Source organism: Cryobacterium sp. PH31-AA6, assembly GCF_030063195.1.
In the GTDB taxonomy this organism is placed as follows: Bacteria; Actinomycetota; Actinomycetes; order Actinomycetales; family Microbacteriaceae; genus Cryobacterium.
Genome location: NZ_JASISS010000005.1, coordinates 47,700 through 72,113, shown reverse-complemented (window position 1 = coordinate 72,113; position 24,414 = coordinate 47,700). Strand labels below are relative to the sequence as shown.

The following is a 24,414-nucleotide window of genomic DNA, read 5'->3' as shown; positions in this document are numbered from 1 at the left end:
GCTAGCTGAAGGAATCCCCGCAGGCGCAGCTGCCACCGGCGTTCGGGTTGTCGATGGTGAAGCCCTGCTTCGCGATGGTGTCTTCGAAGTCGATGGAGGCACCCTCGAGGTACGGCACGCTCATCTTGTCGAGGATGACCTCGACGCCGTCGAAGTCGACCTGCACGTCGCCCTCGAGGATGCGCTCGTCGAAGTAGAGCTGGTAGATCAGGCCGGAGCAGCCGCCAGGCTGCACGGCGACGCGCAGTCGCAGGTCTTCGCGGCCTTCCTGGCTTAGCAGGCTGCGTACCTTCTGCGCGGCCGCCTCGGTCAGGCCCACTCCGTGGGCGGGCCTGGTGGGAGCAATGGTGCCGGTCATGGGGTTCCTCGGACTTTCACGTTGGGGCTCGCGCCGGGCCCGCTCGGTGGGGCGAAGTCGTCTGCACGAGTATTCAGACACTCTAGGCTCTTCTGATCTGTGACCGGTCTGGCCGCCCCCAAACCGCTCCGAACCCTAGCCAAGAGCAAAACCAAGAGCCTAGGGTGAAGTGTTCAATGGTTTCTTATGCGCGCGGTCCAGATGACCGCGATGCAGCACGGCGTGATCCTTGAACGTGTAAAGGCGCGCAAAGTAGCCGTCCTCACAACCCGTTCCCGCGGTTCTCCTCATCGAGACCGGCCGGGGATGACCGGACTGATATCCGGGTTGTGGTGGATGGAAGAAGAGGTAAACATGCCTGACGTCCTTCTCGACCGCCCAGAACTCGAAACACTCGGCGTCTACGAATTCGGCTGGTCGGATCCCGATGCCGCGGGCGCCTCCGCCCGCCGCGGGATCTCGCCGGAGGTGGTAACCGACATCTCCAACCTCAAGAGCGAACCCGAGTGGATGCTGCAGCGTCGCCTCAAGGCCCTCGCACTGTTCGAGCGGAAGCCCATGCCGACCTGGGGCGCCGATCTGTCGGGCATCGATTTCGACAACATCAAGTACTTCGTGCGGTCCACGGAGAAGCAGGCCCAGACCTGGGACGACCTGCCCGAGGACATCAGGAACACCTACGAGAAGCTCGGCATCCCCGAGGCGGAGCGCAATCGCCTGGTTTCCGGGGTCGCTGCGCAGTACGAGTCCGAGGTGGTCTACCACGCGATCAACGCCGACCTCGAGGCGCAGGGCGTCATCTTCATGGACACCGATACCGCACTGAAGGAGCACCCGGAGTTCTTCGAGGAGTACTTCGGCACCATCATCCCCTCCGGTGACAACAAGTTCGCCGCCCTGAACACGGCCGTGTGGTCGGGCGGGTCCTTCGTGTATGTGCCGCCGGGCGTGCACGTGGAGATCCCGTTGCAGGCCTATTTCCGCATCAACACGGAGAACATGGGCCAGTTCGAGCGCACCCTGATCATCGCCGACGAGGGCAGCTACGTGCACTACATCGAGGGCTGCACGGCTCCCACATACTCGTCGGATTCGTTGCATTCGGCGGTGGTGGAGATCGTGGTGAAGAAGAACGCGCGCGTTCGCTACACGACCATCCAGAACTGGTCCACGAACGTCTACAACCTGGTCACCAAGCGCGCGACGGCGGCCGAGGGCGCGACGATGGAGTGGATCGACGGCAACCTGGGCTCCAAGGTCACGATGAAGTACCCGTCGATCTACCTGATGGGTGAGCACGCCAAGGGCGAGACCCTGTCGGTGGCCTTCGCCGGCCCCGGCCAGCATCAGGACGCCGGAGCCAAGATGATCCACATGGCGCCGTACACCCAGTCGTCGATCGTGTCCAAGTCGATTGCGCGTGGGGGTGGCCGGTCCGGTTACCGCGGCGAGGTGCGGGTGGATGCCACCGCCCATCACTCCGCGAACACGGTGCGCTGCGACGCCCTGCTGGTCGACACCCAGTCCCGCTCCGACACCTACCCGTCGATCGACATCCGCGTCGACGATGTGCAGCTCGGCCACGAGGCCACGGTGTCGCGGGTCAGTGAGGAGCAGCTCTTCTACCTGATGAGCCGAGGGATGCCCGAAGACGAGGCGATGGCGATGATCGTGCGCGGCTTCATCGAACCGATCTCCCGGGAACTCCCGATGGAGTACGCCCTTGAACTCAACAAACTCATCGAAATGGGCATGGAAGGGGCGGTCGGCTAGATGTCCGCGACTGCAACCCTCAATACAGCCATGCCCACCTCCGAGCAACAGGGGATCAAAGAGCACACGGACGGCCGGTTCGGTTTCGTTCCGGTGCAGACCCGCTCCGGGCGGTTCACGAGCGTCCAGGTGGCCGATTTCGCTCCCGTGACCGGGCGTGAAGCGGTCTGGAAGCTGTCCCCGGTGAAGAAGTTCACCGACCTGACCGAGGGGGTCCTGGACGGGTCCGTGTACCCGGTCGAGTCGGCAGCCGTTCCCGGGGTCAGCGTCGCCTGGGTCGACCGCACCGACCCGAGGATCGGTGCCGCCGGGGCCCCGGAGGAACGCGCCGCGGCGAACGCCTGGTCGAGTTTCGACAGGGCCCTCGCGATCACGATCAGCGGCGAGGACGCCAAGGAGGTCACGCTCACCCGGGCGGACCTGGGTTCCGGGCCGCGGGGCGCGCACACGATCATCGAGGCGAAGCCGTTCAGCCGGGCGATCTTGATCCTCTCGAACACGGGCGAGGCCCGGCTGAGTGAGAACGTCGAGATCATCCTGGGCGACTCGGCGCACCTGACGGTGGTGAGCCTGCAGGAATGGGGTGACACGGCCGTGCACCTGGCGAACCACTTCGCGACCATCGGCCGTGACGCGCGCCTGAAGCACGTGGTCGTGTCCCTGGGCGGCAGCATCGTGCGGGTCAACCCGTCTGTGCGGCTCGCGGGCGAAGGCTCGGACACGGAACTGCTGGGCCTGTATTTCGCCGACGCGGGCCAGCACCTCGAGCAGCAGGTGTTCGTCAACCACGACGCCCCCAACAGCCGCAGCCGGGTCACGTACAAGGGTGCGTTGCAGGGGCAGGGCGCCCGGACCGTGTGGATCGGAGACGTGCTGATCGGCCGGAACGCGACGGGCACCGACAGCTACGAGCAGAACCGTAACCTCGTGCTCACCGAGGGCACCCGGGCGGACTCGATCCCGAACCTGGAGATCGAGACCGGCGATATCAAGGGTGCCGGGCATGCGAGTGCGACCGGCCGCTTCGACGATGAGCAGTTGTTCTACCTGCAGTCCCGCGGCATCACGGAAGACGAGGCGCGGCGCCTGGTCGTGCGTGGTTTCCTCAGCGAAATCGTGCAGCAGATCGGATCCCCCACGCTCGAAGACCGCCTCCAGGCCGCCATCGAAGCAGAACTGACCGAGAGCACCCCGAGCTAAGCATCCGGCGCCGCGCAGCCGGCGAACCCCGGCCGACCCGTCGGCCGCTCCCCCCTATATATATACCGGCGCACGCGCCGAAGAATGAAAGAGAATCCATGTCTGTTCTTGAGATCAAAGACCTGCACGTCAGTGTCGAGACCGACCAGGGCACCAAGCAGATCCTGCACGGTGTGAACCTGACCATCAACGAGGGCGAGATCCACGCCATCATGGGCCCGAACGGCTCCGGCAAGTCCACCCTCGCCTATACGATCGCCGGTCACCCCAAGTACACCGTCGACAGCGGCTCCATCCTGCTCGATGGCGAAGAGGTCACCACGATGACCGTGGACCAGCGCGCCCGCGCCGGCCTGTTCCTGGCCATGCAGTACCCGGTCGAGATCCCCGGCGTGACCGTCACGAACTTCCTGCGCACCGCCAAGACCGCGATCGACGGAGAGTCCCCGGCCATCCGCACCTGGATCAAAGACGTGCGCGAGTCGATGAAGGCGCTCCGGATGGACAAGGCCTTCGCCGAGCGCAACGTGAACGAGGGCTTCTCCGGCGGTGAGAAGAAGCGCAACGAGATCCTGCAGCTCGAACTGTTGAAGCCCCGGTTCGCCGTTCTCGACGAGACCGACTCCGGCCTCGACGTCGACGCGCTCAAGATCGTGTCGGAGGGCGTCAACCGGGCCAAGGAGAACACCGGCCTGGGCCTGCTCCTGATCACGCACTACACCCGCATCCTGCGCTACATCACGCCGGACTTCGTGCACGTGTTCGTCGACGGCCGGATCGCGGAGCAGGGCGGCCCCGAACTCGCCGACCGGCTCGAGGACGAGGGCTACGATCGCTACCAGAGCGCCGCGGTCGCCAGTTGAACCTCGAAACGGCCACCGCGGAAACGGCCCCGATGCAGTCGACGGAGTCGACGCTGACCGCGAAGCGATTCGATGACATCCAGGAGGCCCTCAAGGACGTGATCGACCCGGAACTCGGCATCAACATCGTCGACCTCGGGCTGATCTACGACCTGGGCTGGGATGACGAGAACAACGCCCTGATCATCCACATGACGCTCACCTCGGCCGGCTGCCCGCTGACCGACGTGCTCGAGGAGCAGACCGGCATCGCCCTGGACGGCGTCGTCGACTCGTTCCGCATCAACTGGGTCTGGATGCCGCCGTGGGGCATCGAGAAGATCACCGACGACGGCCGGGAGATGATGAGCGCCCTTGGATTCACCATCTAGCCTGCCCCCGGCGCCGTCACGGCACACTCCGATCGGGGTGTGCCGGTGACCTATGTGATCGCCCTGCCCTGCGTGGACGTGAAAGACCGCGCCTGCGTGGACGAGTGCCCGGTGGACTGCATCTACGAGGGCGGCCGCGCCCTCTACATCCACCCCGACGAGTGCATCGACTGCGGCGCCTGCGAACCGGTCTGCCCGGTCGAGGCCATCTTCTACGAGGATGACGTGCCCGAGGAGTGGGCCGAGTACTACAAGGCCAACGTCGAGTTCTTCGACGACATCGGGTCGCCCGGCGGGGCGGCGAAGTCCGGCGTCTTCCAGAAGGACCACCCGATCATCGCCGCTCTGCCCCCGCAGGTGCGGCCCTGACCCATCGTCTCTACCGGCACCGCCGCGCCCGCTACGGGCGGATGCGGCGGTGCACCGACTGCGGCTTGAGGTACACGTGCAGTCCCTCCAGCCCGAACTCGACGCCGAGGCCGGAGTCGTGGCGGCCCGCGAACGGCGCGGCATGGTTCGACGCGAAGAAGTTGAGCCCGATCGAGCCGGTGTCCATTCGGGCGGCCACCTCGAACGCCGCGTCGACATCCGTCGAGAACACGATGCCGCCGAGGCCGAAGCCGGTGTTGTTGGCGATCCGCATCCCGGGGGTGACGTCGGGGAAGGGTCGGATGTCGGGGGTCTCCAGGTGCGGCGCGAGCGACGCGAAGTAGCGGAAGACTGCGGCTGCGTTCGACGCTGCCCTGGCGGTCTCCGCGACCGGGGACCCGTTCTCCCAGGTGTTGGTGTGCGAGATCGCCTCGGCCCGCTTCTCGACCTCGTCAGCCAGTCGCAGCAGGTGGCCGGCCCGCTCAGTGGGTGTCAGGTCGCGCCAGCCGTGGCCGGTGAACGCGCGCCGGGCTGCGCCGACGGCCCGGTCCAGATCGGCGGCGGATGCCCCTCAGCCTGCCCTCGGTGGTTCCCCGCACATCGGAGCGTCGATGGAACCAACCGGATTCTCCTCTGATCAGGATAATTCTATCGCGTCAACCGAGGCGACCGCCTGTTCGAGCGCGGCGAGGGAGAGCGCGACGTCGTCGGCATCCGTCGACCAATTGCTCACCGAGATCCGCAGCACGTCCCGGCCGTGCCAGCGCGACCCCGACATCCAGGCGACGCCCCCGTCGAGCAGTGCCGCGGTCACCCGGCGGGTGCGCTCATCGTCACCGAAGCTCACGCTGACCTGGGTGAACACCACGTCGTTGAGCACCTCGGCGCCGGGAATGCGGCTGATCCCCTCGGCGAGTTCGGCGGCCCGGTCGGCCAGCCGTTCCACGAGGTCGACGGTGCCCGCCCGGCCGAGCGAGCGCAGCGCGGCCCAGACGGTCACACCGCGGGCGCGACGGGAGAGTTCCGGCACCTTGTCGAATTGGTCCCCGGGGCCCGACGTGTCCGTCATCAGATAGGCGGTGTGCACGCCGAATGCCGCGCGCACGACCTCGGGCCTGGTCACGATGGCCATGCCGCAGTCGTAGGGCACGTTGAGGGTCTTGTGCGCGTCGGTTGCCCACGAGTCGGCGAGTTCGAGCCCGGCAAGTGCCTCCCGGAAGCGCGGGCTCGCCGCGGCCCAGAGGCCGAACGCGCCGTCCACGTGCACCCACGCCCCGCGCTCGTGCGCCACGGTGATCGCCTGCGCCATCGGATCGAACGCGCCCGAGTGCAGGTTTCCGGCCTGCAGGCAGACGATTGCCGGCCCTGCGGGGGTTTCGCCGGCATCCATGGCGGCGGCCAGGGCGTCAGGGAGAATGCGCCCCTGCTCGTCGGCGTCGACGACGACGGGCGCGCCGAGACCGAGGTAACGCAGTACGAGGTCGATGACGGCGTGCCGTTCCGCGCCCACGAACACCCGAATGCGCGGCGCCCCGGACAGCCCCTGGCCGGCCAGGTCCCAGCCGAGGCGGTCGAGCACGGCCTGCCTCCCCGAGGCAAGGCCGACGAAGTTGGCGGTCGTCCCGCCGGTCGTGAAGCCCACATCGGACCCGGACGGCAGGTGCAGCAGGTCGAGCAGCCACCCCGCGGCAGCCTCCTCCGCCGCCGCGACAGCGGGGGTGGCGAACCGCATACCCGCGTTCTGGTCCCACGCGCTGACCAGCCAGTCGGCGGCGAGCGCCGCGGGGAGCGTCCCCCCGATCACCCAGCCGAAGAAGCGCCCGGAGGGCATTGCCATCAGGCCGGGTTCGGCCAGGCGCGCGAGTTCGTCGATGACAGCGGCCGGATCGGTGGGCTGCTCCGGCAGTGGAGCGGCGAATCCGGCCAGCAGGTCGTCGGCCTGCACCGCCGGGCCGACCGGGCGGGTGGGAATCGACGCGAGCCACTCCATCGAGTGCACTCTCGCCCGCTGCAATGCCGCATCGAAGGCGTCCGGCTTGGCCGACATGGCGCCAGCGTACTCCTCCGCCGAACGATCGGGTCGGCTAGTTTTGGAAGGGACGGCTGCTCGGCGGACCGCCGACACCGATATCGAGGATTGACCAGTGACCCAGCCCGCAGACCAGACCCGCACGGCCGGCCCCAGCCAGGTGACCGGAGGCGTCCTCGCCTGGCGCAACGCGGTCTTCGTGATCTTCTTCATCAGCGGGCTCACCCTCGCCACCTGGATGTCTCGGATTCCGGCCGTGCGCGATGGGCTGCGGCTGAGCACCGCCGAGGTCGGCATCCTCATCTTCGGCCTCTCCGCCGGATCCGTGCTCGGGCTGGTCTCCGCCGTCTGGATGCTCGCCCGATTCGGCGCGCGACGGTCGATGCTGCTCAGCATCACGCTCACGGTCATCGGATTGTTCCTCGTCGGAGCCGGCTCCAGTCTCGGCTCGGCCCCCTTCGTTTTCTGCGGCCTGGCCCTCGTCGGTTTCGGCATCGGCTCGCTCGATGTCGTGATGAACGTGGAAGGCGCGGCGGCGGAGCGCGAGATCGGCAAGACGCTGATGCCCTTGATGCACGCCTGCTTCAGCCTCGGCACCGTGGTCGGGGCCTTCATCGGCGCCGGCGCCTCCCTGGTCGGGCTGGCTGTGCAGTGGCACCTCGCGGGGATCGCCATCCTCGTGCTCGCCACGGCGGTCGTGGCCCTGCGCTACATCCCGCTGGTGGACCCGCCGGTCGAGATCGCGGCCGATTCACCCGCCACGAGCGGGAAAAGCCGCCGCGCACGCCTTCGGGAGAGCCTTACCGTCTGGGCGGACCTGAAGATCCTGCTGATCGGCATGATCGTGCTCGGGATGACCTTCGCCGAGGGCTCGGCAAACGACTGGCTGGCGCTGGCCTCCGTCGACGGCCATGGCCTCAGCAACGCCGAGGGCGCGATCGTCTTCGGAGTGTTTGTCGCGGCGATGACCGTCGGCCGGGTGATCGGCGGACCCGTGATCGATCGCTTCGGTCGTGTGCCGGTGCTCCGCAGCTGTGCGGTGCTCGGCGTGCTCGGCCTGCTGCTGTTCATCCTGGCGCCCAGTCACGCCCTGATCTACGCCGGCACCGTGCTCTGGGGGCTCGGCGCCTCCCTCGGCTTCCCGGTGGGGATGTCCGCCGCCGCCGACGACACCAAGAACGCCGCCGCGCGGGTGAGCGCGGTCGCCATGATCGGCTATTTCGCGTTCCTGGTCGGCCCGCCCGTGTTGGGGATTCTCGGCCAGTCCTGGGGCATCCTCAACGCGCTGTTCCTCATCCTGGGGCTGATGGTGCTCGCCGGGCTGGCCGCGCCGGCTGCGCGCGAAACCCGCCACGTCTCCGGTTAGGCCACGTCTCCGGTTAGGCTCAACGGGTGCGCCTCGTAATTGCCCAATGCTCCGTTGACTACGCCGGAAGGCTCAGCGCACATCTGCCGCTGGCCACCCGGCTGCTGATGATCAAGTCGGACGGCAGCGTGCTCGTGCACTCCGACGGAGGCTCGTACAAGCCGCTGAACTGGATGAGCCCGCCCTGCGCCCTCGCCGTCGCCGAGCCCGATGACGACCAGACGGATGCCGGAGTCACCGAGGTCTGGACGGTCACCCACGCCAAGACCGCCGACCAGCTCATCGTCAGCATCTACGAGGTGCTGCACGATTCGGCCCACGAGCTGGGAATCGACCCTGGCCTGATCAAGGACGGCGTCGAGGCGCACCTGCAGAAACTCCTGGCCGAGCACATCCATCTGCTGGGCGACGGCCACACCCTCGTGCGTCGCGAATACATGACGGCGATCGGCCCGGTCGACATCCTGGCCAGGGACGCCGCGGGCGGATCGGTCGCGGTCGAACTCAAGCGCCGCGGCGACATCGACGGCGTCGAGCAGCTGACCCGGTACCTCGAGCTGATGAACCGGGACCCGCACCTTGCCCCCGTGGCCGGCGTGTTCGCGGCGCAAATCATCAAGCCCCAGGCGCGGATGCTCGCCGAGGACCGCGGCATCCGGTGCCTGGTGCTGGACTACGACGCCATGCGCGGTCTCGACGACACCCAGTCCAAATTGTTCTAGGCCCGAGGGCCTGACCGCTCTCTAGCAGAACCAGGACTCACCGCACAAGAGGCTGGCGGTCACGGAAATTCCAGAATAAAATTGAGCTTTCCTTTTTTGGTGTGCACTTGTGCGGCCGCGCCGCCTAGGATGGGCGAGTGAATTCGACATTGACGCGCACCTGGAGTGCCATCCTTTTTGACCTCGACGGAACGATCACCGATTCCGCCCCGGCCATCACCAACTCCCTGGCCCGCACCTTCGCCCTCCTCGGCCGCCCGGTTCCGCCGGCCGCCGAGCTCCTCGCCTACGTGGGCCCGCCCCTGCTTGCGGCCTTCCGTGAGTACGGCGGAATGACGCCGGACGAAGCCCTCGAGGCCCTCGCCGTCTACCGGGCCGATTATCACGGCGAGAACATGCTCGACACGGCCGTGTACCCCGGCGTGGCCGGCCTGCTCGAGCGCATCCACGAGGCGAAGATTCCCCTGGCCCTGGCCACGAGCAAGCCGGAACACAGCGCGGTCGCGATCCTCGAGCACTTCGACCTCGCCAAGTACTTCACGGTCATGGTCGGCGCGTCCGACACGGAGACGCGGAGCTCAAAGGCCGACATCGTGGCGGAGGCGCTGAACCGCCTCGGCGCCGTCGGCGCCGACCTCGCGACCCCGGTCATGGTCGGCGACCGCAGCTACGACGCCGAGGGTGCCGCCGCCCACGGCGTTCCCACCATCCTCGTCGAGTGGGGCTACGGCTCCCCCGCCGAGGCCGTCGCGGCGACCGCGACCGTCTACTCGGTCGACCAGCTCACCAGGCTCCTGCTCGGCTGACCCACCTCGCACTCGGTGCGCGCGAGGCTTAGATGATCGCCGCGCGCAGGGCCTGGGCAGCGGCCGCCGGGTCCTGGGCGCCGTAGATCGCGCCGCCCGCGACGGCTACCGATGCGCCGGCCCGCTGCACGGACGCGATCGTCGCAACGCTCACTCCGCCGGCCAGCGAGAACGGCACCCGGGCCGTCTCGCCCTGGTTGAGCAGCGTCGCCAGAGAGAAGCCGGGCTCGGCCTGCTCGTCGAGGCCGGCGTGCATCTCAACGAACGCGGCGCCGAGTTCGGTGACCTCTCGGGCGCGGGTCACCTTGTCGGCGACCCCGATCAGGTCGACGACGACTCTCTTGCCGTGCTTCCGCGCCGCGGCGACCGCCCCGGCGATGGTGCTGTCACCGGCCGCCCCGAGCACGGTCACCAGATCGGCGCCGGCCGTGAAGGCCAGGTCCGCCTCGAGTTCCCCGGCATCCATGGTCTTGAGGTCGGCGAAGACCGTCTTATCCGGGTGCGCCGCCTTGATGGCGGTCACGGCACGCAGGCCTTCCGCCTTGATCAACGGGGTGCCGAGTTCGATGATGTCCACGTGCGGCGCGACCTGGGCGGCCAGCGCGAGGGCGGCATCCGTGGTGAGCACGTCCATGGCTACTTGAAGCTTCATGGTGTTCTTCTTTCTGTGTGGGTTGGATTGACTGGATTCGTCGGAAAGACGGGCTGGGCTGGGAGGCCGGGGTGGGCGAGACGGTGCCGGACTATTCGAGGTTGGCGTGGCGTGGCCACAGCTCCTCGGCCGATGCGCCGGATGCCTTCCACAAGCCGTGGAAGATGGCGTCGCCGATGACCACGACGCTCTGCTCGAACAGGCCGCCGGAGTACTGGGCCGAGACCTGCCCGTCGTGGTCCTGCTTCCGGGCGGCAAGAACGACGACCGTCACATCGGCCAGGCCGCCGAGCGTCGAGTCGGGATCCGTGCTGATCGCCACGATCCCGGCGCCGGCCGCGGCCGCAGCCTCGGCCGCACGCACGATCGCACCGGTGGTGCCCGAGCCGCTGGCCACCAGCAGCACGTCGCCGGGGCCGATCGCCGGCGACGTCGTCTCCCCCACCACGTGCACCCGGAGTCCCAGGTGCATGAGGCGCATCGCGGTCATCTTGAGCGCGAGGCCCGACCGGCCGACCCCGAGGACGAAAACGCTGCGGGCGGCCAGCAACCGTGCGGCGGCCGAGTCCAGGGACGCCCCGGCGTCCGCCTGCAGCCGGCGAATGGCGGCGGCGTTCTCGGCAGCGATGAGTTCAAGGGCGGGCAGGACCGAGGGGGTGGACTCGGGGTGCGAGGCTGTGCTGCGGGAAGGCATACCTCATCGTGCGCCGTTCCGGGCAGGCGCGCGGCCCGCCAAAAGGACGGTACGCCTACCCGTCCGGGTAGGTCGACGTGGATTCAGCGAGTCAAACGTGGGAATGGATAGGCTGAAGTCGTGAACATCCTTCTCCAACCCCATTCGATCGAATTGCTCGAGCGCGTCGACCTGGTGCTCTCGAGCCCGCTCCTCGGCGTGGCTGCGAGCCTCTCCGAGCTGGTGCGCCCCCTCCTTGGCCACAGCGCCCTGGTGATCTTCACCGAAGACTGCACCGGGCGGCCGCAGAAGAAGGCCGGAGACCCCAGGATCAGCGACCGGGTATCGATCGCGGAATTGGACACGCTTCGTTGCTCCCTGCCGGAGGGCTCCGCACCCCGGTGGCTGGCCGGCGCGATGATCGGCGCCGAGGTTCACCCGGTAGCGGTCTGGCTCGCCGCGACGGGCGCGCTGCTCGTGCTCACCGACCCCGAGCCGGGGCCGGAATCCGAGTCGGACGAGACGCCCGGCAGACCCGGCACCGTTACGGAGGGCGGAGCTTCGGAGGACGGAGCTTCGGAGGACGGAGCTTCGGAGGACGAACCAGAGACCGGACCGGACCGGTCCCTGGCCGTGATCGGCCAATTGTGGGAGCTCGTCGCCGCCGGCATCCGTCGTCAGGTGGCCGCGGCTCCGCCCGCCTACCTCTTCGACTCGCGGGCCGCATCCGCTGAGCGGGCCAGGGTGATCGCCGACCTCACCGACGCACACGCGACCACCCTGGAGTCGCTCCTCGCCGTTCTGCGCGCGCGAGACGCGAGCCCGGAAGCGGCGCGCCAGAACGCGATCGACCTGACGACGAAGGCCATGGTGCGACTGCGGGCGGTCTCGGACCGCGACCGGTCGCTGTCGGAGGAACCGGTCGCCCAGGCCTTCGAGCGGTTGCGTGACGATCTCCGGCCGCTCGTGCGGTTCGGCGACCTGGACGTGCAGTTCATCGAACCTCCGCTCAACGGCCGGGCGCTCCCCGGCGAGGTTGCCCACGCCGGGCGGGCCATCGTTCGCGGCGCCGTGCTCGCCCTGATCGACCAGGAGGGGGTGGGCCGGGTGCGGGTGCAGTGGGACTGCGACGGCAGCAACCTGCTCATCCGCGTCCGCGACGACGGGCCGGGCGACCTCACCACCGACGTTCCCAGCGTGAGCCGACTGGCCGGCCGGGTTGCCGCGCTCAGCGGCAGCCTCGAGGTGGAGGCCACCGCGGGGTGGGGCTCCGAGATGGTGGTGACCCTGCCGCTGGACGCGCCGGTCGCCGCCCTGGCTCCGGCCGCCGAATGGGGCCTCAGCCCCCGCGAGCAGGGCGTGCTGGAACTGGTCGCCTCCGGTTTGCGCAACCGCGCGATCGCCGAGGCGCTGTCGATCAGCGAGAACACCGTCAAGTTCCACGTGGCGAACCTGCTTCGCAAGGTCGGTGCCTCCACGAGGGCGGAGCTCGCCTCGCTCGCCCGTTGACGGCGTCCGCTCCCACGAACCGGCCACGAACCGGCTACTGCTCAGGCCGGGTAATCAACGATCCATCCACCGTGCGAAAATTGCCAGATCGAAAGCCGGCAGTATCGAAGGGGACCTCGCAATGGACGCACACGAGTGGGACATCCGCTACCGGCAGGCGCGCGACGGCCAGGACGCTCGCCTCTGGTCGGCCCTGCCGGCGAAGCTCGTCCAGGACACCGTGGCGCCCTGGAAGCCGGGGCGCGCGCTCGATCTGGCGACCGGCGACGGCCGCAACGCAATCTGGCTGGCCGGCCGGGGCTGGAACGTCACCGGGCTCGACTTCTCCGCCGAAGCGATCACCCAGGCCGCCGAGCACGCGACGGCCTCCGGCGTCGACGTTGACTGGCTGGTGGCGGATGCCACGACCTGGCAACCCGGGGAACGCTTCGACCTGGTCACCGTGATGTACCTGCACCTGCCGGAGGCGCTGCTCCGCACCCTGTTCACCCGGGCACTGGACTGGCTCGCGCCCGGCGGACACCTGCTCGTGCTCGGCCACGACCGGGCCAATATCGCGGCCGGCGGCCACGGCCCGGGCAACCCGGACATCCTCTACACCCCGGAACTGTTGTCGTCGATCGCGGGGCCGGAACACATCCTGCGCTGCGAAACCGTCAGCCGGGACGTGGCCGCCGACCCGGAGTCCCCCGCGGACACCGGCGGGGTGGCGCTGGACACCATCCTGGTCGCCACGGCCTGAGGCGCGGCGCCAATTACCCCAAGGGGTATATTGAGAGTCACCGAACAAGGGAGCACGTGATGTTCATTCTTCAGTTCCTCGGATCCACCCCCGGTCGCTGGGCGCGAGTCTTCGCCGGCCTCATCCTCGTGCTCCTGGCCGTGCTCCTCGGCGGCTGGTGGTGGATTCTGGCCGCCCTCGGCGCTGTGTTCATCGCCGCCGGCGCGTTCGATTTCTGCCTGCTCGCCCCGCTCGCCGGCAAGCCGTTGCAGGGGCGCGCCTTCCGGAAGAGCTACCCATCCTGAACCGCGACCAGCCCGCGACCGGGTCGCGACCCGTGACGCCGCCGAGCACGCCACCCGACCACAGCCCGATGCAGCGCCGGGTGGTGCGGGTACTCATCATCGGCCAGATCCTCGGCGGCATCGGCATGGGAGCCACCCTGTCCCTGGGAGCCCTGCTGGCCGCCCAGCTTTCCGGCTCCAGCGCCTGGTCCGGCATGGCCGCCACGATGAGCACGCTCGGCGCGGCACTCGTCGCCGTGCCGCTCGCCAGACTCGCCCAGGCCCGCGGCCGCCGTCGATCCCTGGCGACCGGGTCCGTGATCGCCGGGACCGGAGCCGTGCTGGCGATCACCTCCGTGGCCGTCGACACGTTCCCGCTGCTGTTGCTCGCGCTCATGCTCCTCGGGGCGGGGTCGGCCACCAATCTCCAGGCCCGGTTCGCCGCAACCGACCTGGCCAGCGTTCGCTTCCGCGCCCGCGACCTCTCGATCGTCGTCTGGTCGACCACCCTCGGGGCGGTGCTCGGCCCGAACCTGTTCGGCCCCGGCGAGGTCGTCGGCGCGTTCCTCGGCCTCCCGCCGCTCACCGGGGCGTTCGCGTTCTCCCTGCTCGCCACGCTCGGCGCGGCCGTCGTCTACTCGGTCGGACTCCGACCTGACCCGTTGCTCACGGCGCTGGCCACCCGCCAGAGCCCGCCCGCCGGCGAGCGCCGGATCGGCGGGCTGGGAATCGTCCGGTCCAACCCGAATGCCCGGTTCGCCGTTGCCGTGATCGCCCTCAGCCATGCCACGATGGTGGCCCTGATGTCGATGGCCCCCGTGCACCTGCGCGACCACGGCGCCACGCTCACCGTGGTCGGCCTCACGATCAGCCTGCACGTGGCCGGCATGTACGCCCTCTCCCCCGTCTTCGGCGCCCTCGCGGACCGGGTCGGACGGATGCCGGTGATCCTCACCGGCCAGGCGCTGCTGTTGACTGCGCTGACCCTCTTCTGGCTGAACGGCGAATCCACGGTCGCCATGACTGCCGGCCTGATCCTCCTCGGGCTGGGCTGGTCGGCATCCGTCGTCGCCGGCTCCGCGCTGATCGCCGAGGCCGTCGGCGTGCACGATCGCGCCCCGCTGCAGGGCTTCTCCGACCTGTCGATGAACGCGGCCGGTGCTCTCGGTGGCGCCCTGGCCGGCCCGATCCTCTCGATGGCCGGCTATTCGGGGCTCGGCCTGGTCACCATGATCCTCGTGGCCGTGATCGTGAGCTGGTCGACGTTGAGACTCGTCGCGGCGAGGCGAGGTCGCTAGCTTCGAGCGCGGGTGCGGAAACCCTGGGTCCCTGATTCTGCATCGTGATTAGATGAGGAGTTATGCGCTCCTTTCTGCTTCGCACGCGGGAATCGTTCTGGTTCCTCCCCGCCGTCTTCGGGATCGTTGCGATTATCGTGGCGGAGACCCTGGTCTTCCTTGATCGCACGTTGATCGATAACGGCACCCGCCTGGTGTTCCTGGACGCGCTCAGCGCCTCCTCCGCACGAAGCATCCTCTCGATCATCGGCACCTCGATGATCACGGTCGCCGGCACCTCGTTCTCGATCACGATTTCCGTCCTCGCGACGACCTCCTCCACCTACGGGCCCCGCCTGGTGCGAAACTTCCTTGCCGACCGTGCGAACCAGATCGTCCTGGCGGTCTTCACCTCCACGTTCCTCTACGCCCTGGTCGTGCTGCGTTCCGTGCGCTCCGCCGCCGACGGGAGCGGCTTCGTCCCGTCGGTGTCCATCCACGCCGCCGTCCTCATCGGCATCGTGAACGTGGCGGTGCTGGTGTTCTTCATCCACCACATCGCCGACTCCGTGCAGATCACCACCCTGCAACGTCGCGTCCAGGACGACCTGCTCGGCGCCATCGCCCTCATCTACCCGGCCGAGGCAGCCGAGCGCACACTCCACTCGCCCCGCCTCCCGCTCTACGATCCGGCTCCGGTCACGACCGCGACCGACGGATACGTTGAGCAGGTCGACCTCGACCAACTCGAGCGGATCGCGGAGAATGCCGGATGCCTCATCGACGTGGTCGCAATGCCCGGCGACTACGTGGTCCACGGAGAACCCCTCGTGCAGGTCTCCCCGTCCGGCCACGCGGCCGACGTGGTCAACGGCGTTCGGGCGGCCTTCACGGTGGGGACCGCTCGCACCCCACGCCAGGACGTTCGCTTCGCCCTGCAGCAACTCGTCGAAGTCGCCGTGCGCGGTCTCGCCTCCGGCAGCAACGACCCGTACACCGCCGTCACCGCCCTCGATCTCGCGGCCACCGCCCTGGTCCCCCTCCTGAAAGGACCGTCCGCGCCGACGGCGCTCACGGATGCGGACGGGAACCCGCGGGTGCTGGTGCACTGGCCCGATCCCGACGACCTCATTCGCGACGTATTCGCCGGCGTCACCACCTACGGCCTCGCTCATCCCCTCGTCGTCGCCACCGCCCTCCGCCTGGCCGATCGCCTGCTGGCGGTCGCGGGGCCGACCACGACGGAGCTGCTCAACGCCGTCGTCAGCGACCTGCGCCGTCCGGCGCAGGGCGGCCCGGCGGCCCGGGGCTAGCCCACTTCGGCGCGCGCCGCCTTCACCAGATCGGCGCAGCGTTCACCGATCATCATGGTCGTGATGTTCGGGTTCACCGTGACCAGCTCCGGCATCACCGAGGCGTCGGCGACGCGAAGCCCGGTCACGCCCTTGACCCGGAGCTGCGGGTCGAGTGGAGACCCGACGTCGCCCGCCGCGCCCATCCGCACCGTTCCGGCGGGGTGGTACACGGTGTTGTGGGTCTTGCGGATGTACTCGGTGATCTCGGCATCCGTTTGCACGGCGTCACCCGGGTAGAGTTCGACCCCAGCCCACTCGGCCATGGCCGGTTGGGCGACGATTTCGCGTGCCCGGCGGATGCCGGCGACCATCACCCTCATGTCGTGGGGGTCGGTGAAGTACCGCGGGTCCACCATCGGCTTATCCCGATAGTCGTTACTGCGCAGCCGAATCGTGCCGCGCGACCTGGCATGGGTGACGTTGGGGGTCAGACAGAAGCCGTTCTCCGTGGTCGGATAGCCCTGGCGCGCGGTGTGCATGTCGAAGGGTACCGAGCCGTAATGGAACATCAGGTCGGGGCGGTCGAGACCGTCCTCCGTGGTCGTGAAGATGCCGAGCTCCCACCCCTGGGTGGACGTCGACGTCATGGGCTTCTTCGCCTCCCACTGAATGACACCCTCCGGGTGGTCCTGCAGGTTTTCGCCGACGCCCGGTGAATCCACCAGCACCGTGATTGCGTGGTCGCGCAGGTGCTCGGCCGGGCCGATCCCGGAGAGCATGAGCAACTTCGGCGAGTCGATCGCCCCGGCGGAGAGGATGACCTCCCGGCGCGCGGTGAGTCGGTGCGTCCTGCCGAAAGCCGCGTCAACGACGTCGACGCCGGTGCAACGGAGGGCCTCGTCGAAGACGAGCCTGCGCGCCCGCAGGCCGGTCAGCAGCGTGAAATTCTCCCGCTGCATGATCGGGTGGATGTAGGACACCGACGAGGACGCGCGGGTGCCGTCGGCCTGACGGTTGATCTGGAAGAAGCTTGCGCCATTGACCACCGTGGTGCCGGCATTGAACCTGGCCCGGGGGATTCCGGCCTGTTCGCAGGCATCGAGCAGAGCGATCCCGCACGGGTCGGTGGCCGGCACGTTCATCAGGTGCACCGGGCCGTCCTGGCCGTGGTGATCATCCGTGTCCTCGTTGGTCTCCAGCCGGGTGAACAGGGGCAGCGTGCTCGCGGCCTCCCACCCCTCAGCGCCGTGCTTGCCTGCCCATTCGTCCAGGTCCTCCCTGGGCGCCCAGAAGGCGATGCACGAGTTGTGGCTGGAGCAGCCGCCCATCACCTTCGCGCGCGCATGACGCATGAAGGAATTACCGTTCTCCTGCGGTTCGATCGGGTAGTCCCAGTCATAGCCGGATTCGAGCAGCTCCATCCAGCGGTCCAGCCGGAGGATTGCATCGATGCCGCGGTCGTCGGGACCGGCCTCGACCAGCGCCACCGACACCTCCGGGTCCTCGCTCAGCCGGGCTGCGACGGCTGCGCCGGCGGAACCGCCGCCCACCACGATGTAGTCGAATTCCTTGATGGTGAGTTCTGTCATGGCCTGCATTCCTCTTCTCGACGCCCGCTAACGGACAGCGAACCAACCCGTGACCTGCGGGGCCGTGTTCTGGTAGATGTGCTTTGCTTCCTGGTACTCCGCCAGGCCGGTTGGCCCCAGCTCCCGACCGGTGCCGGACTGGCCATAACCGCCCCACTCGGCCTGCGGCAGGTAGGGGTGGAAGTCGTTGATCCAGATCGTGCCGTGGCGGAGCCGCTTGGCGACCCGCTGACACTTCCCCGCGTCCTGCGACCAGACCGCACCCGCGAGACCGTAGACGGTGTCGTTGGCGATTGCAACGGCCTCGTCTTCGCCCCGGAACGTCTCCACGGTCACCACTGGGCCGAAGGCCTCATCGATGACCACGGACATGCCGCGGCGCACCTGGTCGAGCACTGTGGGGGTGTAATAGAAGCCCTTTTCGAGGTCGCCCTCTCCCCAGGTTCCGCCGCAGCGGAGCCGGGCGCCCTCGGCAACACCCCTGGCCACGTAGGCGCTGACCTTGTCGCGGTGCGCGGCGGAGATCAGCGGGCCGGTCTCAGCGTCTGGATCGAACGGACCGCCGAGGCGAATCTGCCCGGCCCGACGCACCAGCTCGTCGACAAATTTCTCCGCGATCGATTCCTCGACCACGATGCGCGCACCGGCTGAGCAAACCTGGCCGGAGTGCACGAAGGCGCCGTTGAGCGCATTGTCCACGGCGGCGTCGAAGTCGGCGTCGGCGAAGATGACGTTGGGGTTCTTCCCGCCGAGCTCGAGTGCCACCTTCTTCACCGTTGCGGCGGCCGCCGCCGCGATCCTCTTTCCGGTTTCCAGACCGCCGGTGAAGGAGACCATGTCGACATCGGGATGGCTGGAGAGCGGCGCGCCGGCCACGGGACCGGCGCCGAGTACCAGGTTGGCCACGCCCTTCGGCAGGCCGAGATCGTCCAGGAGTTCCATCATCAGGATGGAGGTGTGCGGGGTCAGTTCGCTGGGCTTGAGGATGCACGTGTTCCCGGCGGCGAGGGCAGGGGCGATCTTCCACGCGGCCTGCAGGAGCGGGTAGTTCCACGGCGCGATCAAGCCACACACCCCGACCGGCTCGTGCACGATGCGACTGACCACGCTTTCATCGCCCGCGTCGACGACCCGTCCGGCGTCCTGGCCGGCGAGCTTGCCGAAGTAGGCGAAGCAGTTCGCGATGTCGTCCATGTCGATCTCGCTTTCGACCAGCCTTTTGCCGGTGTCGAGCGTCTCGGCCCGGGCAAAGGCGTCCTTCCGCTCCCGCAGTCCTGCGGCCACCCGAAGCAGGAAATCGCCCCGCTCGGGTGCCGGCGTGGAGGGCCAGGCGCCCGCGTCGAAGGCGGTGCGGGCCGCGCGGATCGCGGACTCGACATCCGCCGTCGTCGCCTCGGAAACGATGCCGACGGGAGTTCCGTCCGCCGGGCAGGAGATCTGGCGGGTTCCGCCGTCGGACGACCCGACCCAGGCCCCATCGATGAAGAGTGTCGTCGCGGTCATTGTGGTACCTCATCCGACTCGAAGTCGGCTTCCCAATTGTCTTTGGCCAGATGATCGTCCGCCACCAGGGTGTTGCCGCCGGGGGCTTCCCGGTTCAGGTGCAGGAAATCCAGGTGTGTCTCGTAGTGGTCGAGCACATCGGTGATGACCTGTTCCTTGCTGTAACCCATCAGGTCGTAGCCGTGGCTGCCCTCCAGGGAGAACACCTCCATCCGGTAGTACTTGGCGCCGGCCGACGCCGCCCTCACCGCATAGGTGGGGGTGTCGAACTGCACCGGGTAGATCTGGTACTTGAAACCGCGCTCGTCACCCATCGAGACCAGCAGGTCGAGGTGCGGGATCTGCAGCCCATCCACGAGTCCCTGGCTGAGGGTGACGTCGGCGCCCTGGGCGACCAGTTCGTCATGCACCTCCTGCAGTGCGGGCTGTGCCACCTGGGCCACGAATCGTTCGGCCTGGCGCTGCCCGGGGAAGCTCATGGCGCGGGAGAGCCGCCGCCGCCAGTTTCCTCCGCGTGCCGTCTCGCCGGAGCGACCGGAGAGAAGGCCGGGCAGGCTCGCCCGGTAGCTGTCCGACAGGGATTGTTCGAGTCGTAGCGCCTTGTACAGGCCCAGCATGATGAAGAGCAGTACCGCGGAGAACGGGAGCCCCATGATGATGGTCGCGTTCTGCAGCGTCGGGATGCCGCCCACCAGCAGCATGGCCAGCGTCAGCACACCAGTGGTGATGGCCCAGAACAGCCGCAGCCACTTGGGTCCGTCGGCATCCGCATCCTTGAGGTGCGAGGTGAAATTCGCCATCACGAGCGCACCGGAGTCGGCGGAGGTGACGTAGAAGAGCAGGCCGGTGAAGGTGGCAACGGCGGCGCTGAACGGCGCGCCGGGGAACTCTGCCAGCAGCGAGTAGAAGCCCCGTTCCGGCGAATTCATCGCCACGTCACCGAAGCCCGCGTCGCCGCCGATGACGATCGAGAGGGCACTGTTGCCGAAGATGGAGATCCAAAGCAGGATGAACGCGAACGGGATGATCATCGTGCCCGCGACGAACTCCCGAATGGTGCGGCCGCGTGAGATGCGGGCGAGGAACAGTCCGACGAACGGCGCCCAGGCGATCCACCAGGCCCAGAAGAACAACGTCCACCCGTTCATCCAGGCATCCGGGCGGTCGTAGGCGAACGTGTCCAGAGTCATGCCAGGGAATCGGCTGAGCGTGTCACCGATGTTCTGCACGATGGAGTCGAGCAGGAAGCTCGTGTTGCCGACGATGAGCACGAAGAGCATCAGGCCGATGGCCAGGATGACGTTGATCTCGGACAGCCGACGGATGCCCTTCTCTACGCCGGAAACAACTGACACACCGGCCATCAGCACGGACAAGGCGATCAGTGATCCCTGCACGTAGACGTTCTCCGGCATGTCAAACATGAACTTCAGCCCGTAGTTGAGCTGTACGACACCGATTCCGAGTGACGTGGCGATGCCGAAGATTGTGCCCAGGATCGCCGCGATGTCCACGGCATGGCCGATTCCGCCGTGGATTCTCTTGCCGAAGATGGGGTACAGGGCGGAGCGGATGCTGAGTGGCAGATTGTGCCGGTAGGCGAAGTAGCCCAGCGCCAATCCCATCAGCGCGTAAAGCGCCCAACCGGTGACGCCGTAGTGGAAGAGCGTCCAGACCATGGCCTGGCGGGCGGCCTCGACGGTGCTGCCGTCGCCCGTCGGTGGAGCAAGGTATTGGGTCACCGGCTCGGATACGGAGAAGAACATCAGGTCGATGCCGATCCCCGCCGCGAAAAGCATCGCCGTCCACGTGAACAGGCTGAACTGTGGCCGGGAATGGTCGGGTCCGAGCCTGGTCTTGCCGACTCTGGACACGGCAGTCCCGACGACGAAGATCACAACGAGAGTGACAATGAGGAAGTAGTACCAGCCAAGGTTGGTCGACACCCAGGTGACGACGGAGCCGATCACCGCGTTCGCGTTCTCTGGAGCGAGGATGGCCCACAGCGCAATCGCGATGATGCCCGTCGCGGACCCGAGGAAGACGGTCTTATTGACCCTGGTCGTGGCGGGCTCCGACGGGCGGGATGCCGGTGGGGCACTGTTGGATGAAGCTGAGATCGGTTGTTCGGCCATGGCCGCACGTCCTTAAATGGGGTGACAATCGGTCAGGCGAGCAGAGGTGCACAGGTGTGCGCAGAAATACGCAGGGAGTGGAGGCAAGCAGTTCACGGGCACAGGCGCTGTCGCTTCCATTGCGGATAGCGGGGTCCTGGCTGTCCTCAAACGAGGGTGGTGGAAAAGGCTTACCTGCCATGATGTCTGCTGGAAGCCGAAATGTCGACCGCGAAGCGGATCATCGTCGACGTGCGTGAACGCTGGATCTCAGCTTGCCTCGCGAACCAGGCCGGCGTCGCGGCCCACCTTCGCTGCCTTGACGGTCGCGTCGTAGAGCAGGACCTGGCCGCCATCTCGAACCACGGGCACAAGATGAATCCTCTCGCCGTCGCACTCGAAGACAATATCCTGGGTGTCTGCGGATTCTGCGTCACGTTGCACGAGGTCACCGAGCCGATCACGTCCGGTGGATGGCCGCTGCTGACCGAGAACAAGGGCGAGGCAAGCATCCGTAACCTCGGTGTAGACGGCTAGCAGATCCTCAATGTCCAAGCCACACCGCGACTCGTCTTCCCCTCACCAAGTTTGGAGCACCATGGCCCTGACCGTTCTTCTCGACCTCCGCCTGAAGCCAGAGGCGCAAGCCGGCGCGCCGGCCGTGCTGCGGGACATCCTCGCCGGGACCCGGGCCTTTGAGGGGTGCCTGGGCGTCGACGTCCTCATCGATTCCGAAGACCCAGCTCACCTGATCCTGCTGGAGCGGTGGGCTTCTGCCGAAGCCGATGCGGCGTACCGCGAATGGCGCGCCGGCGCAGGGGCGACCGAACTCGGCTCGCTTCTGGCCGCCGCCCCTCAGGTGTCGAAGTTCGAGACCGCCGTCGACATCTGAATCGGCAGACACTGCGATCGCGCTGAGTGGGAGCTGGACCGCCGCCGAGGGCCTGCCGGACGGAGCGCTACCGACGGCTGAATGTGCCTAGGCCCGCAGGTGGCCCACGAGCTCGCCCAGGGCAGAGACCGTGTAGTCCGGGGTCTCGAAGTAGCGGGGATAGTCCGCGCCGGTTCGATTCAGCCAGGCAGTCCGCAGGCCCGCCTGGGCTGCCCCGTGGATGTCCCACGGGTGCACGGCGACCAGGAGCAGCTCGGCCGGCTCAACCCCGCAGACATCCGCGGCGTACTGATAGGCGGATCGGACCGGTTTCCAGGCCGGGGCGTCCTCGACCGTGAGCAGGGCGTCGAAGTCATCCCGGATCCCCGCACTGCCGAGCAGGGTCTGGGCCACCTGCGCTGACCCGTTGGACAGCGTCACGAGGCGATAGCCAGCGCCTCTCAGGGTCCGGACCCCGTCGGTGATGTCCGGGTGCAGGGTCAATTCCCCAAGGCCGTCCATGACGAAAGTCACGGCCTCGTCCAGGGCTCGGGTGAGGGCGATATCGCGCAACAGACCGCGCAGGACGTCGGCGCCGACCACCGAGAATTTCGCACTGCCACCCGCCGCGGCCAGGGCGAAGCCGTCGCGCAACAGGGCGGCGAACCAGGTGCGGGCCAGGTGACCGGGGGCGCCAATTTCGATGAACCGGGCCTCCATCGGGGACATGTCCGAGAGGGTCTCGTTGACGTCGAAAACGATCACTGACGGCGTGGTGTTCACTGTCGGCTCCTTGGTCGGTGATGAGGCCCGTTGTTTGGTATCCGAAAGTTACCAGTGGCCCTTGACGGTAGCTAGTACCCCTGGGTCCTGGTTGACCCATGACCCAAACCATGAAGGCTATCGCCTACACAACCAGCCGCGCGCAGCCGACCCCACGAGCCAGGATCCGATCAACGCGGAGAACCTCCGGGCGGCGCACGCGCTAGTGGAGTCCGGCAGGACGCTGGGCGAGGTCGTCGTCGCGGCAGAGGCGTCCGTCGCCGGGTAACACAACCACGGTCGCTCTCAGGGGCCATACAGCCGGGAATTTCTCCCCCCGCGCGTGGTTCTCCTTGAGACGCATCGGGGACGGCGGCCGGGAAGACCGGCCGCCGTCGCCCCGCCGGAATCAACGGAAAGAAGATCTCCCATGGATCGCACCACTCTGGACCTCACCAACCGACGCGGAATCATCACGGGCGCCGGGCAGGGAATCGGGCGAGCCCTCGCACTCGAGTTCGGTCGTCGTGGAGGCCACCTGCTGCTGGTCGGTCGCCGCCTGGCCACACTCACCGAAACCGCGCGGCTCGTCGCCGTGGAAGGCGGCACGACCGAGATCCTCGTCGAGGACCTCACCCAACCCGGCTCCGTTGAGCGGATTGCGGAGACGGTCGCGTCCTGGGGAGTCGTCGACCTCCTCGTCAACAACGCCGGCAATGTGCGGGCGGGCCGGCTCGAGCTGACGCGCGACGCGGATGTCCACTCAATGATCGATCTGAACCTCACCGCCCCGATCCTGCTGACCAAGGCCCTGTTGCCCGCACTGCGTCAGAGCGGGCAGAGGCACGGCAGCATCCTCCTGAACGTTTCCAGTGGGATTGCGCTGGTCGGGATGCCCTTCTACTCGATTTACGCGGCCACGAAAGCGGGCATCGCCCAGTTCGGCGAGTCCCTCCGCCGCGAGCTGATCGGAACGGGCGTTCACGTCGCGACCGTCTATCCCGGTGCGACCGACACGGCCATGATGGCCTCGCAGAACGCCGGGGCAGACCTCGGCTGGGGACGCCGGAGCCTCGAGGACGTCATCACCGACCTGATTGCCGCGCTCGAGGCCGGAGAACATGAGATCAACACCGCCCCGGAAGGCCGCCGGGCGATGCAGGAGCTGAACGTCACCGACCCGCTGGCGGTCGACGCGGCCCTCGCACCCGGGCTTGAGGCTCTTGAGCTCGCGGTGCGCGACCACCGCAGCATCTAGCGAACGGTCGCGGTCGACCGGGGGCATTCGCGCGGCGGATGCCCCCGGC

Annotated in this window: 25 protein-coding genes and 1 pseudogene; 16 read left to right on the top strand and 10 right to left on the bottom strand. The window is 67.9% G+C overall.

Annotation, left to right across the window (positions count from 1 at the left end; translation table 11 throughout):
- Position 1 precedes the first annotated feature (1 nt).
- Positions 2-358 (bottom strand): iron-sulfur cluster insertion protein ErpA, encoded by a 357-nt coding sequence (gene erpA / locus QMG61_RS05955; RefSeq protein ID WP_283493421.1) that lies wholly within the window; start codon positions 356-358, stop codon positions 2-4.
- A 354-nt stretch (positions 359-712) separates the two neighbouring features.
- On the opposite strand from erpA, the gene sufB reads away from it, so the two are divergent.
- The 5 genes from sufB to fdxA all read left to right on the top strand — a co-directional run bounded on the left by sufB (position 713) and on the right by fdxA (position 4,934).
- Positions 713-2,131 carry a Fe-S cluster assembly protein SufB gene (gene sufB, locus QMG61_RS05950; protein ID WP_283493420.1) on the top strand — a complete coding sequence of 473 codons (1,419 nt, stop codon included), beginning with the start codon at positions 713-715 and terminating at the stop codon, positions 2,129-2,131.
- Positions 2,132-3,331 (top strand): Fe-S cluster assembly protein SufD, encoded by a 1,200-nt coding sequence (gene sufD, locus QMG61_RS05945; RefSeq protein ID WP_502847013.1) that lies wholly within the window; start codon positions 2,132-2,134, stop codon positions 3,329-3,331.
- A 98-nt stretch (positions 3,332-3,429) separates the two neighbouring features.
- Entirely contained in the window at positions 3,430-4,194 is a 765-nt protein-coding gene (gene sufC / locus QMG61_RS05940; RefSeq protein ID WP_283493419.1) for a Fe-S cluster assembly ATPase SufC, read from the top strand.
- A 32-nt stretch (positions 4,195-4,226) separates the two neighbouring features.
- Positions 4,227-4,565, top strand: a complete 339-nt coding sequence (locus QMG61_RS05935) for a metal-sulfur cluster assembly factor (protein ID WP_283493418.1) — start codon at positions 4,227-4,229, stop codon at positions 4,563-4,565.
- Positions 4,566-4,610: 45 nt separating this feature from the next.
- A complete protein-coding gene (fdxA, locus tag QMG61_RS05930; protein ID WP_283493417.1) occupies positions 4,611-4,934 on the top strand; it encodes a ferredoxin in 324 nt (107 codons plus the stop codon).
- 31 nt (positions 4,935-4,965) lie between these two features.
- Here the strand turns inward: fdxA and QMG61_RS05925 are convergent, their stop codons facing one another.
- From QMG61_RS05925 to QMG61_RS05915, 3 genes and pseudogenes are all read right to left on the bottom strand, one after another.
- The gene (locus QMG61_RS05925) at positions 4,966-5,238 is read right to left on the bottom strand and encodes an aldehyde dehydrogenase family protein (RefSeq protein ID WP_283493504.1); all 273 of its coding nucleotides are present in this window, start codon (positions 5,236-5,238) and stop codon (positions 4,966-4,968) included.
- A gap of 18 nt (positions 5,239-5,256) precedes the next feature.
- Positions 5,257-5,490: pseudogene (locus tag QMG61_RS05920) on the bottom strand (aldehyde dehydrogenase family protein); the annotation flags it as partial.
- 81 nt (positions 5,491-5,571) lie between these two features.
- Positions 5,572-6,981, bottom strand: coding sequence for a pyridoxal phosphate-dependent decarboxylase family protein (locus QMG61_RS05915; protein WP_283493416.1), 1,410 nt, complete (start codon positions 6,979-6,981; stop codon positions 5,572-5,574).
- Positions 6,982-7,078: 97 nt separating this feature from the next.
- Here QMG61_RS05915 and QMG61_RS05910 point away from each other — a divergent pair, with 97 nt between their 5' ends.
- From QMG61_RS05910 to QMG61_RS05900, 3 genes are all read left to right on the top strand, one after another.
- Complete coding sequence (locus tag QMG61_RS05910) at positions 7,079-8,329, top strand: MFS transporter (protein WP_283493415.1); 1,251 nt, start codon at positions 7,079-7,081, stop codon at positions 8,327-8,329.
- A 26-nt stretch (positions 8,330-8,355) separates the two neighbouring features.
- Entirely contained in the window at positions 8,356-9,051 is a 696-nt protein-coding gene (gene nucS, locus QMG61_RS05905) for an endonuclease NucS (RefSeq protein ID WP_283493414.1), read from the top strand.
- A 137-nt stretch (positions 9,052-9,188) separates the two neighbouring features.
- Positions 9,189-9,857 carry an HAD hydrolase-like protein gene (locus QMG61_RS05900; RefSeq protein WP_283493413.1) on the top strand — a complete coding sequence of 223 codons (669 nt, stop codon included), beginning with the start codon at positions 9,189-9,191 and terminating at the stop codon, positions 9,855-9,857.
- A gap of 28 nt (positions 9,858-9,885) precedes the next feature.
- Here QMG61_RS05900 and hxlA read toward each other — a convergent pair whose 3' ends face one another.
- Positions 9,886-10,509 carry a 3-hexulose-6-phosphate synthase gene (gene hxlA / locus QMG61_RS05895; RefSeq protein WP_283493412.1) on the bottom strand — a complete coding sequence of 208 codons (624 nt, stop codon included), beginning with the start codon at positions 10,507-10,509 and terminating at the stop codon, positions 9,886-9,888.
- Between the two features lie 91 nt (positions 10,510-10,600).
- Positions 10,601-11,203, bottom strand: a complete 603-nt coding sequence (gene hxlB, locus QMG61_RS05890; RefSeq protein WP_283493411.1) for a 6-phospho-3-hexuloisomerase — start codon at positions 11,201-11,203, stop codon at positions 10,601-10,603.
- 120 nt (positions 11,204-11,323) lie between these two features.
- On the opposite strand from hxlB, the gene QMG61_RS05885 reads away from it, so the two are divergent.
- The 5 genes from QMG61_RS05885 to QMG61_RS05865 all read left to right on the top strand — a co-directional run bounded on the left by QMG61_RS05885 (position 11,324) and on the right by QMG61_RS05865 (position 16,286).
- The gene (locus tag QMG61_RS05885) at positions 11,324-12,691 is read left to right on the top strand and encodes a helix-turn-helix transcriptional regulator (RefSeq protein ID WP_283493410.1); all 1,368 of its coding nucleotides are present in this window, start codon (positions 11,324-11,326) and stop codon (positions 12,689-12,691) included.
- A 121-nt stretch (positions 12,692-12,812) separates the two neighbouring features.
- Positions 12,813-13,433 (top strand): class I SAM-dependent methyltransferase, encoded by a 621-nt coding sequence (locus QMG61_RS05880; protein WP_283493409.1) that lies wholly within the window; start codon positions 12,813-12,815, stop codon positions 13,431-13,433.
- A gap of 59 nt (positions 13,434-13,492) precedes the next feature.
- A complete protein-coding gene (locus QMG61_RS05875) occupies positions 13,493-13,717 on the top strand; it encodes a YgaP-like transmembrane domain (RefSeq protein WP_283493408.1) in 225 nt (74 codons plus the stop codon).
- Positions 13,718-13,749: 32 nt separating this feature from the next.
- Positions 13,750-14,994 (top strand): MFS transporter, encoded by a 1,245-nt coding sequence (locus tag QMG61_RS05870; protein ID WP_349357991.1) that lies wholly within the window; start codon positions 13,750-13,752, stop codon positions 14,992-14,994.
- Positions 14,995-15,056: 62 nt separating this feature from the next.
- Positions 15,057-16,286 carry a DUF2254 domain-containing protein gene (locus QMG61_RS05865; RefSeq protein ID WP_283493407.1) on the top strand — a complete coding sequence of 410 codons (1,230 nt, stop codon included), beginning with the start codon at positions 15,057-15,059 and terminating at the stop codon, positions 16,284-16,286.
- Here QMG61_RS05865 and QMG61_RS05860 read toward each other — a convergent pair.
- From QMG61_RS05860 to betT, 3 genes are read right to left on the bottom strand one after another with little or no spacing between them, the layout of a single operon-like run.
- Positions 16,283-17,857 (bottom strand): GMC family oxidoreductase, encoded by a 1,575-nt coding sequence (locus QMG61_RS05860; RefSeq protein ID WP_283493406.1) that lies wholly within the window; start codon positions 17,855-17,857, stop codon positions 16,283-16,285. The genes QMG61_RS05865 and QMG61_RS05860 overlap by 4 nt on opposite strands.
- A 27-nt stretch (positions 17,858-17,884) precedes the next feature.
- On the bottom strand, positions 17,885-19,360 hold the full coding sequence (locus tag QMG61_RS05855; RefSeq protein WP_283493405.1) for an aldehyde dehydrogenase family protein: 1,476 nt from the start codon (positions 19,358-19,360) through the stop codon (positions 17,885-17,887).
- Positions 19,357-21,495 (bottom strand): choline BCCT transporter BetT, encoded by a 2,139-nt coding sequence (gene betT / locus QMG61_RS05850; protein WP_283493404.1) that lies wholly within the window; start codon positions 21,493-21,495, stop codon positions 19,357-19,359. Before betT ends, QMG61_RS05855 begins: the two co-directional genes overlap by 4 nt.
- A gap of 201 nt (positions 21,496-21,696) precedes the next feature.
- Between betT and QMG61_RS05845 the strand changes: the two genes are divergently transcribed.
- A complete protein-coding gene (locus tag QMG61_RS05845; RefSeq protein ID WP_283493403.1) occupies positions 21,697-22,011 on the top strand; it encodes a hypothetical protein in 315 nt (104 codons plus the stop codon).
- A gap of 61 nt (positions 22,012-22,072) precedes the next feature.
- On the top strand, positions 22,073-22,366 hold the full coding sequence (locus tag QMG61_RS05840; RefSeq protein ID WP_283493402.1) for a putative quinol monooxygenase: 294 nt from the start codon (positions 22,073-22,075) through the stop codon (positions 22,364-22,366).
- A gap of 87 nt (positions 22,367-22,453) precedes the next feature.
- On the opposite strand, the gene QMG61_RS05835 is transcribed toward QMG61_RS05840, so the two are convergent.
- Positions 22,454-23,128, bottom strand: a complete 675-nt coding sequence (locus QMG61_RS05835; RefSeq protein WP_283493401.1) for a haloacid dehalogenase type II — start codon at positions 23,126-23,128, stop codon at positions 22,454-22,456.
- A 409-nt stretch (positions 23,129-23,537) separates the two neighbouring features.
- On the opposite strand from QMG61_RS05835, the gene QMG61_RS05830 reads away from it, so the two are divergent.
- On the top strand, positions 23,538-24,365 hold the full coding sequence (locus QMG61_RS05830; RefSeq protein WP_283493400.1) for an SDR family NAD(P)-dependent oxidoreductase: 828 nt from the start codon (positions 23,538-23,540) through the stop codon (positions 24,363-24,365).
- Positions 24,366-24,414 lie beyond the last annotated feature (49 nt).

What these genes read in the sequence shown, in the direction of transcription:
- erpA (WP_283493421.1), bottom strand. Translation starts at nt 358, where the DNA reads ATGACCGGCACCATTGCTCCCACCAGGCCCGCCCACGGAGTGGGCCTG.
- sufB (WP_283493420.1), top strand. Translation starts at nt 713, where the DNA reads ATGCCTGACGTCCTTCTCGACCGCCCAGAACTCGAAACACTCGGCGTC.
- sufD (WP_502847013.1), top strand. Translation starts at nt 2,132, where the DNA reads ATGTCCGCGACTGCAACCCTCAATACAGCCATGCCCACCTCCGAGCAA.
- sufC (WP_283493419.1), top strand. Translation starts at nt 3,430, where the DNA reads ATGTCTGTTCTTGAGATCAAAGACCTGCACGTCAGTGTCGAGACCGAC.
- QMG61_RS05935 (WP_283493418.1), top strand. Translation starts at nt 4,227, where the DNA reads ATGCAGTCGACGGAGTCGACGCTGACCGCGAAGCGATTCGATGACATC.
- QMG61_RS05915 (WP_283493416.1), bottom strand. Translation starts at nt 6,981, where the DNA reads ATGTCGGCCAAGCCGGACGCCTTCGATGCGGCATTGCAGCGGGCGAGA.
- hxlA (WP_283493412.1), bottom strand. Translation starts at nt 10,509, where the DNA reads ATGAAGCTTCAAGTAGCCATGGACGTGCTCACCACGGATGCCGCCCTC.
- hxlB (WP_283493411.1), bottom strand. Translation starts at nt 11,203, where the DNA reads ATGCCTTCCCGCAGCACAGCCTCGCACCCCGAGTCCACCCCCTCGGTC.
- QMG61_RS05880 (WP_283493409.1), top strand. Translation starts at nt 12,813, where the DNA reads ATGGACGCACACGAGTGGGACATCCGCTACCGGCAGGCGCGCGACGGC.
- QMG61_RS05875 (WP_283493408.1), top strand. Translation starts at nt 13,493, where the DNA reads ATGTTCATTCTTCAGTTCCTCGGATCCACCCCCGGTCGCTGGGCGCGA.
- QMG61_RS05865 (WP_283493407.1), top strand. Translation starts at nt 15,057, where the DNA reads ATGCGCTCCTTTCTGCTTCGCACGCGGGAATCGTTCTGGTTCCTCCCC.
- QMG61_RS05860 (WP_283493406.1), bottom strand. Translation starts at nt 17,857, where the DNA reads ATGACAGAACTCACCATCAAGGAATTCGACTACATCGTGGTGGGCGGC.
- QMG61_RS05855 (WP_283493405.1), bottom strand. Translation starts at nt 19,360, where the DNA reads ATGACCGCGACGACACTCTTCATCGATGGGGCCTGGGTCGGGTCGTCC.
- betT (WP_283493404.1), bottom strand. Translation starts at nt 21,495, where the DNA reads ATGGCCGAACAACCGATCTCAGCTTCATCCAACAGTGCCCCACCGGCA.
- QMG61_RS05845 (WP_283493403.1), top strand. Translation starts at nt 21,697, where the DNA reads ATGTCGACCGCGAAGCGGATCATCGTCGACGTGCGTGAACGCTGGATC.
- QMG61_RS05840 (WP_283493402.1), top strand. Translation starts at nt 22,073, where the DNA reads ATGGCCCTGACCGTTCTTCTCGACCTCCGCCTGAAGCCAGAGGCGCAA.
- QMG61_RS05830 (WP_283493400.1), top strand. Translation starts at nt 23,538, where the DNA reads ATGGATCGCACCACTCTGGACCTCACCAACCGACGCGGAATCATCACG.